This is a genomic window from Pedobacter sp. 01N310 (genome assembly GCF_056399805.1).
Window position 1 is genome coordinate 165,691 of sequence record NZ_JBFTSB010000008.1, and the last position, 13,326, is coordinate 179,016.

The 13,326-nt window shown below is 37.1% G+C and carries 16 protein-coding genes; 11 read left to right on the top strand and 5 right to left on the bottom strand.

Going from position 1 to position 13,326, the window contains the following annotated elements; all coding sequences use genetic code 11:
• Nucleotides 1–5: 5 nt before the first annotated feature.
• From AC1DNH_RS17280 to AC1DNH_RS17300, 5 genes are all read left to right on the top strand, one after another.
• Nucleotides 6–653 (top strand): 4'-phosphopantetheinyl transferase family protein, encoded by a 648-nt coding sequence (locus tag AC1DNH_RS17280; protein ID WP_477584317.1) that lies wholly within the window; start codon nt 6–8, stop codon nt 651–653.
• A gap of 11 nt (nt 654–664) precedes the next feature.
• A complete protein-coding gene (gene lipB / locus AC1DNH_RS17285) occupies nt 665–1,393 on the top strand; it encodes a lipoyl(octanoyl) transferase LipB (RefSeq protein WP_477584318.1) in 729 nt (242 codons plus the stop codon).
• Nucleotides 1,394–1,438: 45 nt separating this feature from the next.
• Complete coding sequence (locus AC1DNH_RS17290) at nt 1,439–2,164, top strand: SGNH/GDSL hydrolase family protein (protein WP_477584320.1); 726 nt, start codon at nt 1,439–1,441, stop codon at nt 2,162–2,164.
• 84 nt (nt 2,165–2,248) lie between these two features.
• Nucleotides 2,249–2,590 (top strand): CD225/dispanin family protein, encoded by a 342-nt coding sequence (locus AC1DNH_RS17295; protein WP_083488603.1) that lies wholly within the window; start codon nt 2,249–2,251, stop codon nt 2,588–2,590.
• Nucleotides 2,591–2,665: 75 nt separating this feature from the next.
• A complete protein-coding gene (locus AC1DNH_RS17300; protein ID WP_477584322.1) occupies nt 2,666–2,986 on the top strand; it encodes a DUF2752 domain-containing protein in 321 nt (106 codons plus the stop codon).
• On the opposite strand, the gene AC1DNH_RS17305 is transcribed toward AC1DNH_RS17300, so the two are convergent.
• Nucleotides 2,987–3,727 carry an RDD family protein gene (locus tag AC1DNH_RS17305; RefSeq protein ID WP_477625533.1) on the bottom strand — a complete coding sequence of 247 codons (741 nt, stop codon included), beginning with the start codon at nt 3,725–3,727 and terminating at the stop codon, nt 2,987–2,989. It lies immediately after the preceding gene.
• 198 nt (nt 3,728–3,925) lie between these two features.
• Here AC1DNH_RS17305 and AC1DNH_RS17310 point away from each other — a divergent pair, with 198 nt between their 5' ends.
• From AC1DNH_RS17310 to AC1DNH_RS17335, 6 genes are all read left to right on the top strand, one after another.
• A complete protein-coding gene (locus tag AC1DNH_RS17310; RefSeq protein ID WP_477585053.1) occupies nt 3,926–4,879 on the top strand; it encodes a stage II sporulation protein M in 954 nt (317 codons plus the stop codon).
• A 1-nt stretch (nt 4,880) separates the two neighbouring features.
• Nucleotides 4,881–5,765, top strand: a complete 885-nt coding sequence (locus tag AC1DNH_RS17315; RefSeq protein ID WP_477585054.1) for a hypothetical protein — start codon at nt 4,881–4,883, stop codon at nt 5,763–5,765.
• Between the two features lies 1 nt (nt 5,766).
• Nucleotides 5,767–6,495, top strand: coding sequence for a DUF4129 domain-containing protein (locus tag AC1DNH_RS17320; protein ID WP_477609098.1), 729 nt, complete (start codon nt 5,767–5,769; stop codon nt 6,493–6,495).
• The gene (locus tag AC1DNH_RS17325) at nt 6,492–7,682 is read left to right on the top strand and encodes a DUF4350 domain-containing protein (protein WP_477585338.1); all 1,191 of its coding nucleotides are present in this window, start codon (nt 6,492–6,494) and stop codon (nt 7,680–7,682) included. Before AC1DNH_RS17320 ends, AC1DNH_RS17325 begins: the two co-directional genes overlap by 4 nt.
• Nucleotides 7,663–8,640 (top strand): AAA family ATPase, encoded by a 978-nt coding sequence (locus AC1DNH_RS17330; RefSeq protein ID WP_215129456.1) that lies wholly within the window; start codon nt 7,663–7,665, stop codon nt 8,638–8,640. Before AC1DNH_RS17325 ends, AC1DNH_RS17330 begins: the two co-directional genes overlap by 20 nt.
• A gap of 82 nt (nt 8,641–8,722) precedes the next feature.
• A complete protein-coding gene (locus tag AC1DNH_RS17335) occupies nt 8,723–10,069 on the top strand; it encodes a DUF58 domain-containing protein (protein ID WP_477609096.1) in 1,347 nt (448 codons plus the stop codon).
• Between the two features lie 90 nt (nt 10,070–10,159).
• Here the strand turns inward: AC1DNH_RS17335 and AC1DNH_RS17340 are convergent, their stop codons facing one another.
• The 4 genes from AC1DNH_RS17340 to AC1DNH_RS17355 all read right to left on the bottom strand — a co-directional run bounded on the left by AC1DNH_RS17340 (nt 10,160) and on the right by AC1DNH_RS17355 (nt 12,954).
• Nucleotides 10,160–11,218, bottom strand: a complete 1,059-nt coding sequence (locus AC1DNH_RS17340; protein ID WP_477584435.1) for a nucleoid-associated protein — start codon at nt 11,216–11,218, stop codon at nt 10,160–10,162.
• Between the two features lie 63 nt (nt 11,219–11,281).
• Complete coding sequence (locus tag AC1DNH_RS17345) at nt 11,282–11,764, bottom strand: MarR family transcriptional regulator (RefSeq protein ID WP_477584433.1); 483 nt, start codon at nt 11,762–11,764, stop codon at nt 11,282–11,284.
• The gene (locus AC1DNH_RS17350) at nt 11,764–12,267 is read right to left on the bottom strand and encodes a GNAT family N-acetyltransferase (RefSeq protein ID WP_477584432.1); all 504 of its coding nucleotides are present in this window, start codon (nt 12,265–12,267) and stop codon (nt 11,764–11,766) included. The genes AC1DNH_RS17345 and AC1DNH_RS17350 overlap by 1 nt, the downstream gene beginning before the upstream one ends.
• Nucleotides 12,268–12,381: 114 nt before the next feature.
• The gene (locus tag AC1DNH_RS17355; RefSeq protein WP_477584430.1) at nt 12,382–12,954 is read right to left on the bottom strand and encodes a TlpA family protein disulfide reductase; all 573 of its coding nucleotides are present in this window, start codon (nt 12,952–12,954) and stop codon (nt 12,382–12,384) included.
• Between the last annotated feature and the right edge of the window lie 372 nt (nt 12,955–13,326).

Consider the following 13,326-nt stretch of genomic DNA (forward strand, 5'->3'; position numbering starts at 1 on the left):
AATCAATGCCAATAATTTACAATAAAAATATTGATCAGCATTCTGTTTTAGCAATTTGGAAAATTGAAGAAACGGAGGAAGAATTGTTGGCTGGACTGCAGCTTAAGCAGCATGAACATGACATTATTTCGTCATTAAATAACGGCAAGCGGTTACTGCACTGGTTAAGCACAAGATTACTATTGAGAACAATGCTTAATACAACCGAGTATATCGACTGTCAGTTTGATGAACATGGCAAGCCCTATCTGGTTAATTTCGACTATCATATTTCGTTAAGCCATTCTTATGATTATGCTGCCGTAATGATTAGCAAAGATCATGCTGTAGGTGTTGATATTGAACTGATTAAGCACAAGATAAAAAGCATTAAACACAAGTTTTTAAGCGATGTAGAACTTGCCCAGAAACAGATTGGCGATAATACGGATGGCTTATATGTTGCGTGGTGCGCTAAAGAAGCTATTTATAAGTGGCATGGCAAAAAGGGTTTAGAATTTAAACAGCATATCCATATTAAACCTTTTAAGCTAAAAAACGAAGGCTCACTAAACGCATTGGTAGAACTGCCAACAGGTACGCGAGAGCTGACCGTTAATTACTTTAAAACCAAAGACAGTTATATGTTAGGCTATGTAGCCAGCAATTCTTAAAATAAATGGAGATGAACGAGACAGCGGAAAAAGCAATTGCAACAGATTTAAAGCCAACTATTTTTACAGACTGGGGCTTAACAGACTATCAGGAAGCTTGGGATAAACAGGAAGATCTGTTAAATAAAACGGTGGCCATTAAGACAGAAAACCGTGTAAACAATACCAATAAGCCTACCCCAAACCATCTTGTATTTTGCGAGCACCCACATGTTTACACCTTAGGTAAAAGCGGGCATCCCGAAAATTTATTATTGGATGAGCAGGGATTAAAAGATAAACAGGCAACCTACTATAAAATAAACCGGGGCGGCGATATTACTTATCATGGTCCGGGGCAGCTAGTGGGCTACCCTATTCTTGATCTTGATAATTTCTTTACCGACATACATTTATATTTACGCACGCTGGAAGAAGCCGTTATCCTTACCTTAAAAGATTATGGGATAGAAGCTGGCCGTTATCCCGGTTTTACGGGGGTGTGGTTAGATGCCGATAACGAAAAGGCTCGTAAAATATGTGCCATGGGTGTTCGTTGCAGCCGTTGGGTTACCATGCACGGTTTTGCCTTTAATGTAAATGTAGATTTAGATTACTTTAAAAATATTGTGCCCTGCGGCATCGATGATAAGGCTGTAACTTCTTTAGCAAAGGAGCTGGGTTATCATCTTGATATGGAAGAGGTAAAAGGAAAATTAAAGAATCATATTGCCGAGCTCTTTAAAATGCAGCTGATTTAATTGGTTGAATAAAACTAAACCGAACGCTAATTCGTAGATTAAGCTATGAAGATTTTATTAAGCGCCATTTTATTTTCTTTCTTAACTTCGGGCTGCACAAAACAACAGCCTATGCCTACTGAACCCGTTATCGACCGAACAAACGCTTCTTCAAATGGAGAAGGTGATTTTACATATCTGGCACTTGGCGATTCTTATACCATTGGCGAATCGGTTAAACAGGCAGAATCTTTTCCTTATCAGCTTCAAAGTTTATTAAAAGCTCAAGGCAGCACTGTAGCAAATCCAAAAATTATTGCGGTTACCGGTTGGACTACAGATGAGCTGCAGGGCGCTATAAAAAAAGAGAATTTAACAGGCACCTATAGTTTTGTTACACTCTTAATTGGTGTAAACAATCAATATCGGGGTTATCCGATAAATACTTACAAAAAGGAGTTCACAGAATTGTTACAAACGGCAATCGCTTTTGCCGGAGGCAACAAGAATAAGGTTTTTGTAGTTTCTATTCCAGATTGGGGCGCTACGCCCTTTGGCAAAAACTCGGGGCGAAATCCACAAACTATTGCCAATGAAATCGATAGCTTTAACGCTGCAAACCAAGAAATCACGCTTTCAGCTGGCGTAAACTATACCAACATTACACCGGCATCTCGAAATGCTGCAACAAATTTATCGTTAGTGGCGAGCGACGGGTTGCACCCAAGCGCTAAAATGTACACCGAATGGGCAACCGCTTTATTACCAAAAGTGGCAAATGTATTGAAATAATTAAACGTTTGTTTATGCTGTTTTTAAATTAAAAAATATATTTTAGTTTAACTATTTAAATTAATACACTTAAAAGTTGATACTATGGAAGATCAAAAACCTCAAGAACAAGCACCCTTCGGTCAGCAACCGTTTGGACAAACACCATTCGGAAATCAAGGCCCAGCGCCAAAGAACTGGCTTGTAGAATCAATTCTGGTTACATTATTCTGCTGCCTGCCTTTTGGAATAGCTGGTATTGTAAATGCGGCTAATGTTAATAGTAAATATGCCATGGGCGACTATGCAGGGGCTCAGGCAGCCTCTCAAGCCGCTGGCAAATGGACAAAAATTGGATTCTTTATTGGAATTGGAGTTTATGTCTTATATATATTATTTTTTGTGGTGCTAGGTTTTGGCGGTGCCATGATGAGTAATTACAGATAGATGAAATTAATGTACATCTTAGGAATCGTTATAGGGTTAGCACTTGTGATAATTTACTATAAATTTAATCCTGAGATGTACAATTTCTTTCCGGAATGCCCTTTTCACAAATATTTACACCTCGATTGCCCTGGTTGCGGTTCACAAAGGGCAATACATGCCCTGCTTCACCTCGATATTCAAAAAGCTGCAGGATATAATCTACTCCTTGTACTCAGCTTACCACTACTTATTACCCAGCTGGCTTTCAAAATTTATTCTTTTTCAACAAAGAAGAACCTGGTAATGCGCTTTTGGTATAACCCAAATACACCTAAAGTAATTTTTGCTATCGTAATGATATTCTGGATCGCCAGAAATTTGCCCTATACACCATTCAACTATCTCGCTGCTTAACTAGGCCATTGTAGCAGTAAGGTGGTTATAATCTTTTAGCACCGCCTCTAGAAACTGCAGTTCATTCATCCCCGCCGGAATGGTTACGAAAATATGTTCTTTGGTTTTGGCTGCCATGGCATAAATTAAATCGGCATTCCCAGTTTGGTAATAGCCGGTTAACACTTCATGAATAAGCTCTATATCTCTATCATTTAAGTGCAGAACTTCTTTAAACTGCGGTTCATATTCTTCAGGTAAATTAAAACTGAAAGCCACGTTAGAAAATTCGGTTCTTGGTTTAGTTTTAATCAATGTCGTTTTTGCTAATATATCACCCAATCTTTGATGGTTTTTGGTTACTGCTACAGAAACCAGTGCTACAACGCCCCATCCAAAAGGAAAACCAAAATCAATCATCCTAAATAACCACCTAAAAATATACTGTCCAAGTGTTGGTTGTGTACCATCAATACTAATTACCTTTATCTTTAACACCTTCTTCCCCAAAGTCTGGCCATCCATAGTGATTTCGCAAACCAGATCGTAGAAAGTAAAAATTGCAAGGAAAATAAAGAAAACAACTATTGCAGCACTTCCCGACATCGCCATCTGTGCGGCTCCCATTACCACTAAAGTAATTATAGCGAGAATTAGAAATCCAGCCAGATCGATACACCTTGCAGCTATACGCTCTCCAAGGCCAGCAATTTCGTAATCAATATCAATATTTTGAGCAGTGCTAATTCTGATGCTATCCATATTCAAACATAATTTTTTTTAAGGATAATAGCTGTAGGCCGATCTTTATTTTTTAAACTAAAGTTTTCTTATATTTTCATATTTAGATTGTTCATCTATGTATATTTGTTAAGCCTGGTTAATTGATTTGAATATAATGCCGGTTTCATTTCCATAAAAAATTAGCTATTTTAACCCGAGATTTGGTAAAGCCTTTACATGAGAGAAGCATTATTTGTTAAACAGAATTCGAAGAAGTGGCAACATTATGATTCCATGCAACAGGCAAATCCTGATGAAGTGGCCAATCAGTTTATCGAAATCACTAACGATTTGGCTTACTCAAAAACGTTTTATCCAAATTCGAAAACAACCGCTTATCTCAATGGCTTAGCCTCTAAATTACATCAATCCGTTTACAAAAACAAAAAGGAAAAATCGAACCGGTTTATCCATTTCTGGAAAACAGAACTCCCCTTAATATTTCTACAACACAGAAAACAGGTATTTTATGCATTGGCATTTTTCTTGGTTTCTTGTGCCATTGGTGCTTTATCGGCAAAATACGATGATACTTTTGTGCGATTGATTATGGGTGATGGTTATGTAAACATGACAAACGAAAACATTGCCAAAGGTGATCCTTTTGGGGTTTACAAACAAAGTAATGAGTTTATGATGTTTATGCAAATTGGGGTTAATAATATTTATGTTGCGCTATATACCTTTGTTTTGGGGATTATATTTTCATTTGGCTCTATTGTTTCATTATTCAGAAATGGCGTGATGCTGGGCTCATTCCAATATTTCTTTTTTAGTAAGGGATTAGGCTTTCAATCAGTTCTGGTTATCTGGATTCACGGCACATTAGAAATATCGGCAATTGTTTTGGCAGGCGCGGCTGGTTTAATTTTGGGCAATAGCCTTTTATTTCCCAAAACGTATACCCGTATGGCTTCAGTTTTAAAAGGGGCTAAAGATGGATTAAAAATTGTAATTGGCCTGATACCGATTTTTATAGTTGCAGCATTTTTTGAGAGTTTTGTTACCCGACATACTGAGATGCCGCTATGGTTAAGTATGTTCATTTTATTATCTTCTGCAGCTTTCATTATTTGGTATGTATTTATATACCCCATAAAAATCTACAATAAACAAGCAACACTAAATTAACATGCCAGGGAAAATTGAATTTAAGAAAAGAAGAGATTTCGGACAGGTGATTAACAACACCTTTACCTTCATGCGTCAAAATCTTAAGCCCCTCATTAAAATATATTTCACATTTTGTGGCCTATTTGTACTGGCTAGTATGTTAACCATGTTATTGCAACAATACAAAATGGTTAATGTAATAAATACGGGCATTGTGAACAGATATGGCAAAAGCTCGGGACTCGGGTCTATTTACGGTATTGAATACTTTTTATCACTATTATTTAGCATGGCAAGTTACGTCAGTATGAGTGTTGCCATACTTTCTTATGTCGCTGTATATGTGCAGAAAGGGAACCAAACACCAACCACCGATGAAGTATGGGGATATTTTAAGTATTACTTCTTCCGGATTTTTGGCAGTTCTATCGTATTGATTATCCTGTTATGCATAGCCTTTATGTTTTGCCTTGTACCTGGCTTCTGGCTATTCCCTTATGTGGCCATGATGTTCCCCATTATGGTAATCGAAAATGGTTCTTTAGGTTACTCTTTTAGCAGAAGCTTCAAAATTATAAAAGATAATTTCTGGATTACTTTCGGTACGCTTGCCGTTGTTTGGATTATTGTTTCTGCCTGTATGAGCATGATTGTTTTACCTACAAGTTTATTTAATATGATTGGTATGTTTACGCATAAAACCCCACACATGTCTTTAACACTAACCATGATTACAACAGTTTTGCAGTCATTATGCCAGGTGTTTACCATCATCCCCATCATTACCATTTCATTGGCCTATTTCAGTTTGGTTGAACAAAAAGAAAGCCCCGGCCTAATGGAACGGATTTCTAATTTTGGCATTACCGAAAAACCTATAGATACCAGACCTGAAGAATATTAAAATGCAGCCAGCACTATTCCGATATCTTCTTGTTTCACTTTTGTTTTTTATTCCGGTAATCAACAAAGCACAGACAGCTAAACCTAAGCCTGTAACTGTTGTAATTAAAACAGATACCAGTAAGGTTGTGGCCTCGAAATTTGATAAAGAGGCCATAAGCAATTATAAAGAACAAAAAGAGTTTCAATACGACGAAATAGGTCAACAACAATTATCGTTATGGGACAAATTTTGGTTATGGTTCTGGGGTATAATCGGCGAACTATTTCAGGGAGCAGCATCCAACATTTTTTCCAGGTATATTTTTATCGGACTTGGTGTTGCGCTGATCATATTTATTGTGGTTAAAGTTATTGGAGCAGAAAAAATCTTCGCTAAAAAATCGAAAGAAACAATTCTTCCATACGATGTAATTACCGAAAACATCCATGAGATAGATTATGAACAGGAATTACAAAGATTAGTTGCCGAAAGAAAATTCCGTTTGGCCGTTAGGCTTTTATACTTGAGGGCGCTAAAAAAATTGAGCGATGCCGAAATTATCCAATGGCAGCCCGATAAAACCAATTATAATTATTTAATGGAAATCAGTAAGCCAGAGCTGAGAAACGATTTTAGCCAGCTTACCCTACAGTTCGATTATATCTGGTATGGCGATTTCCCTATCGATGAAGTGAAATTCGACCCTATTAAGCAATCGTTTAACCAGTTTAACAACCAGATTAAATGAAAGGCTACAAATTATACCTGATTATCGGTTCCATTCTAATTTTGGGTTATTTAATTGCGCAGTATAATAAGCCTACGCCAACAAACTGGGCGCCAACATATGCTATTAAAGATAAAATCCCTTACGGAACATATATTTTATACAATAGAATTAAAGATATTTTGCCCTCGGCAAGTATTCAACAGTCGAAAACAGCTGTTTATACTACGCTAAAATCTAAAAGATTCAATAAAACGGCTTATATAATCGTTGCACAAAAGGCAGATATTAGTAAAACTGATCTTGAACAGCTGATAAAATATATGCAAGCGGGCAATGATGTATTTATAGCCACTTATGATTTAGGAAAAATAAGGAAGGAACTTAAAGTGCAAACTTCTACCGCAATGTCTCCCGAAGGAAGTACCTTAAATTTCACCAATCCAGAACTAAAAACTGATGCAAACTATGGTTTTGAAAGAGGCATCGGCAGCCAGTATTTTAGTAAGGTAGACAGCAGCAAAACGACAATACTTGGCGTAAATGGGAAAGGCCAGCCTAACTTTATCCGTTATGCTTACGGAAAAGGCAATCTCTACCTCATCGCAGAACCCGGTTTTTACACTAATTTTAATCTGCTAGATAAATATGGTGCAGAATATGCCGCTAAAACCTTGAGCTATTTACATGGAAATAAGCAGCTCATTTTCGACGAATATTTTTCTGCACAAAAGAACACCGCTACCGATATACTCAAGGTATTCTTTAAACATCCTGAACTGGAGTTTGCATACTATCTGGCAATATTTAGCCTGATAGTTTTTGTCTTGTACGACATTAAGCGCAGGCAAAGAATTATCCCAATCGCAGATCCGCTTACTAATTCTTCTTTGGCCTTTGTTAATGTGGTGGGCAGTGTTTATTACCACGAGCGGAACAACCTCGATATAGCCTTAAAAAAGATCAATTACTTTATGGAGTACTTAAGAACCAGGTATTATGTAAAGACCAACGATATCGACAGCAAATTTGCTCAGGTGCTAATGGAGAAAACAGGGATTAATGAAGCGCTGGCCAAAACCCTGACTAAACATTTTATCCAAACGCCAACAATGGGCGATTTAAGCGATACCCAATTGATTAATTTAAACGAAAGCATAGAACAGTTTTATAAAAATACGCAAAGTAATGGAACAAGAACAGTTTAACCCACGTACCGATTTAAGTGCCTTAAATGAAGCTGTAAATCAAATCAGAAATGTACTTGGAAATATCATTATCGGCCAAAAACAGGTTATTGATTTCTTAATTGTTGGTTTGCTTGCCGACGGGCACATCTTAATTGAAGGAGTACCTGGTGTAGCCAAAACCCTGAGCGCTAAATTGCTGGCAAAATCTATTGATGCACAATTTTCGAGGGTTCAGTTTACCCCCGATTTAATGCCATCTGATGTTTTAGGAACCCCGATTTTTAATACCAAAATAGGAGATTTCGAATTTAGAAAAGGTCCTATTTTTGGCAATATTATTCTGGTTGATGAAATTAACCGTGCACCTGCAAAAACCCAATCGGCCTTGTTCGAGGTGATGGAAGAGCGCCAGGTAACTATAGATGGCCATACCTATATCATGGACGAACCTTTTATGGTATTGGCCACACAGAACCCGATTGAGCAGGAAGGAACATACCGCCTGCCTGAAGCACAATTGGATAGGTTTTTATTTAAAATAGAAGTTAAATACCCTTCGTTAGCCGAAGAAACTGCGATTTTAATGGCTCAGCACACTTTAGTTAATAAAACATTATTAAACGATGTAAAACCAGTATTGTCTGTTAAACAGATACAAGAGGCTAGAGCAATCATCCGCAATTTGTTTGTAGAGCCAAAATTATTGGAGTTTATTGCCAAAATCGTAAATGAAACCCGCAACAATTCATCACTTTATCTAGGCGCTTCGCCAAGGGCATCTTTAGCAATTGTACACAGCGCAAAAGCTTTCGCTGCTATTCAAAACCGCGATTTTGTTACACCTGAAGATATTATTGCCGTTGCAGGCCCTGTATTGGCGCACAGGATATTGTTATCACCTGAAAAAGAAATGGAAGGATTAACCACAAGCGACATTGTTAATCAGATTATTAAAAAAATTGAAGTACCGCGATAGGTCAGTTATCGGTAGCCAATTTTCAGTTTACAGTTGGCTACTAACAGTTAACCAGTTTAAACAATTAACCGATTAAACAACATTGAAAAAATTCTTTCAGCAATATTACAACAATCTATTCCTAAGCGATCGCTTGTTTGCAGCTTTAGGCCTCTGCATTGTGCTTTTTTTGTTGAAGTTCTTTTTTGCCTGGCTGGGCGATATCCCTGAAATTGCCACTGGCGTCGTATTTGTTTTATTTTTTATCGATATTTTTATTCTATATCGAAATACTCAAGGGATTGATGCCAAAAGAATTACCTCGAAACGTTTGAGTAATGGCGATGAAAATCCGATACAAATCGAAATCAGGAATAGTTATGGTTTTGGGATAAATGCCAGGGTGATTGATGAAGTACCTTTTCAGTTTCAACTCCGGGATAAAGATTTTAAACTTCATCTAAAATCTGCAGAAGTAAAATCGATCCACTACAACCTGCGCCCAACAAAACGTGGTGAGTATGATTTTGGTTTTATTAGAGCGTACATCAGTTCACCTCTGGGCTTAATTAACCGCCGTTATAATTTTGATGGCGCCAAGATTCTGCCTGTTTTTCCTTCTTTTATTAACCTTGGTCAATACGAATTGATGGCCGCTTCACGCTATTTAACAGAATTCGGGATCAAAAAAATCAGAAAGGTTGGACAAAGCAGCGAATTCGACCAGATTAAAAATTATGTTGGTGGCGACGATATCCGTACCATTAACTGGAAAGCTACGGCCAGAAAAGGTGGTTTAATGGTGAATACCTATACAGACGAGAAATCGCAGAATATTTATTGTGTAATTGATAAATCGCGTGTAATGCGCATGCCTTTTGAAGGATTAAGCCTACTCGATTATGCTATAAATGCAGCCGTTGCACTTTCGAAAGTGGCCATGCTTAAAGAAGATAAAGCAGGTTTAATTACGATATCTGAAAATATCGGCGCTGTTGTACCAGCAGATCGTAAAGCTTCTCAGCTTGGCACTATCATGAATGTGCTTTACAAGGAAAAAACGAGATACCTTGAAAGTAATCTCGAAGCACTTTATTCCGCGGTACGATCAGTAGTAAAACAAAGGGGCCTTTTGGTTTTCTTTACCAATTTCGAAAGTTTATCGGCACTGCAAAGACAGTTGCCATATTTAAAAAGAATAGCTAAATACCACTTATTGGTGGTTGTATTTTTCGAAAATACTGAACTAAAAGAATTAAGCACAGCACCTGCAAAAGATGTAGAAGGCATTTACCATAAAACCATTGCCGAGAAATTTATCTACGAGAAAAAACTAATGGTTAAAGAACTCAACAAACATGGCATTTTAGCCATCCTTACCCCACCTCAAAAACTTACTGTTAATGTAATTAACCAGTATTTGGCATTAAAGGCACAGCAGCGGATTTAATTTGTAGTTGAGGGTGATGAGTTTGGAGGCACTGTTCTACTGAAACATGCTAGGTAACTCAAAAACCCCAAACGCCCAACTCTAAAGTCCCTACTCCTCTTCCCTAAAATACACCTTGTAAAAGTTCATCGATTTATCATCGTCGTAACCTTTTTCGATCATATCTTTATTGCCATGGATATAAATGTGGAAGTTTTTATCCAGCTTTAACACGCTTTTATAGGCACGGGCTTGTTTTTTAACAGCGGATTCGGCGATTTCAAAATTATCGGCAATCGGGCTTTCGTACTCTTGCTCGTAATTCTTCTTATAGTTTTTGAATGATTCAATCCCTTCGGCATTACCAATTACTTCATTACCGAATTCCTCAATATCAAAGGTTTCTTTTTCTTTGAAATACTTCATCGAGCGGTTTAAGAGATCGATTTTATCCGCTTTACTGATTTCGTAATCGTCATCAAGTTTCTGTGTAACGAAGTTTTTGTAAACCCCTAAAACATTATTGGTTTGGTTATAACTGTCGTTCCTGATTTTCAGCTTCAAAAATTCATCTTTCCAGTAAACAGCAGAATCGTTGCTACTTTTCGATTGATCCAGCACCACAACTTTATAGCCTTCTTCTTTATCAACGTTAAAAATCAGGCAGCCTTTATCCAATTTATTAATACTGATGGCTTCTTGCTCGTAACTTACATTAAAGCCATCCTGCTCAGGGTAAACTTTTAGGTAAGTATCTTTTGTTTCGGATTTAAAAATGCCAACTACATCCAATTGCTCGCCTTCTATCTGCACCTTTTCAAAATAAGCGACATATAGCTCGCCAGATTTAATTTTTGGGTGATTGGCTACATCGTATAAATGTTTGGCCAGTTGTTGCGAATCTTCGTGAAAAAGTTCGTTGTTTTCGAAAATTTCATGAACGAAATGGAATACTTCGTTCAACTCCAGGTTATCGTTGGGGTGATAAAAACGGTAGGCCTCATTTACCTTTTCGAAAGGTTTTAAGAAATACTGCATCAACAGGTTTCCCAACACTTCATCATCAATTTTTAAAGGAGCATCAGATAATTTATAATACTCTTCAAGCAATTTATTGCCTGTGTGGTGGATAGAAAGTTGCTTAAGTGAAGCCTCGAAAAATGAAATCATGGGGGCAAAAATAGTAAAATCATTGGTTAACCTTCTCGGTCATTCAATCATTCTCTAATTCAATTATTTCTTAATATAAACCTCGGCCCGCTGCAGAAAGCTTTTTTCCTTTAACGATGCCTCAACCTCATTTATAGCCTTCATTAAGTTATTTTCCGTATTCGTAATTTCTGCTGTGGCTTTAATAATCACATCCCAAACAGGCTCCATAGTGGAAAGAAGTGCTGTACCCTTTTCTGTGAGTTCAACCAAACGTTTACGGGTATCTATTTTATCTTTTTTAGACCGGATCAGTTTCTCCTTCTCCAATTCTTTTAACAAACTGATGGTAGAAGGATGTGCATAACCAATTTCATCTGACAACGAAACCACGTTCATCGTCGATTTTTTATATAAAGTATAAAGCACAGGGAACCATTTGGGTTGAAAATCAATTCCGAATGCTTTATAAATCAACAGACCATCTTTACGGATCTGATCGCTCAGCCTTTGCAATCGGGTAGAAATGGCCAATAAACCAGAAGCATCAATTACATTTTGTTCCATTAAAGAGATTTTAAATCCAGGCTATAAAAAACATTGTCTACAGCCATCCGAGGGAAGTAAACCGGCAAATCTTCCATTGCAACTGGTTTAAATCCATTACGTTCATAAAAACGGCAGGCCGCCTGCAATACGTCTTTTGTACCCAAATATACCTCATTCAGGTTATTATCCTCACAGTAGGCTAGAAGTGTTTTTAATAAAGCTTGCGCAACACCCAAATCTTTCCCTCGGAATTCCTTTTTAACAAACATTTTTCTGATTGCCCCCGATTGATGCTCAGGAACAGCAATTAAGGCAATGGTACCGATCAGTTCACCATTTAGTATGGCACCCCAAAAAGCACCACCTGAGCCATTATAATTTTTTTCTATATCCAACAAATCTGGCTGTGCCGCCAAATCGATATCTACATTAAATTCTATTTGTTGGATAGGTAGAATTAACCCAATAATCGCTTCACAGAATTGATTATCTAACCGTTCAATTTTAAAGTCGTTTTGCATTGTTAAATATTATCTGCCAAAGATATGTAGTTAACTACATATATCGCAAATAGAAATATCATTTGAACCTCAAATTTTAGGAAGGATTAGGAATGTTTTGGTTATTGGAGAAAGTTATTTTGTGTTCTTTAACTTATTGAGAAAGTCGACTATCTTTTTATCTGCATAATTGGCTACGCCTTCATGTTTGAAAGACAAACGGCCCTGTTTATCAAAAATAACTGTGGTTGGTAAAGCGCCTGCAAATACTTTTTCAGGAATCTCACTTTCTACTTTATAAACGGGCATCGCATATTTACGGTCGGACATAAACTTGCCCGATTTGGCAAAATCGCCATCTGCATCCGCAAAAATGAAAACAACATTTTTATCATTTTTAAACTGAGTGTATAATTTGTTAATCGATGGCATTTCAGCTCTACAGGGAGGACACCAGGTTGCCCAGAAATTAAGAAAAATGACTTTTCCTTTTAAATCGCCAAGATCAATCACATTTCCTTTTACATCCTTAAACTGGATTCCGTCAAGGCTCGTTGCGATTTCCTTTGGGCTTTCAACTTTTGGCGAATAAAAACCAATTTCCATTAATCCCCTAATTAAAAATGCTTTTGCATCAGGTACAAAAACAATTATCAAAAGGATAATGATAAATAGTGCATTGAATATATTTTTCCTGATAAACTTCATAATTTACTATCCTCCTATTGTGTATAACAACGAAATTGACGCACAACTGGCATGTCCATAACTTATTACTAAACTCATCACTCCCCTTAAACCATTGACTAAATCGCGAGTCATAAAACCATAAATACAATGTTACTTTGTAAATATATATAATTGCTTAGGAATTACTACTTTTGGCCTGTTGAAAAAGCATAGACAAAACATTAAGAAATATTTATCGGCATTTATGCTGATTGTATTTGCTATTGCTTTAACTCCGTGGAGTGTACTTCACCACCATAACCCTCTTCCGGTTGTGCAGAAAGAGGTCAACTGTAAACATGTTAGCCACGTGCAGGCCCATGGCGATACCTGTTTAATCTGTAATGCTAG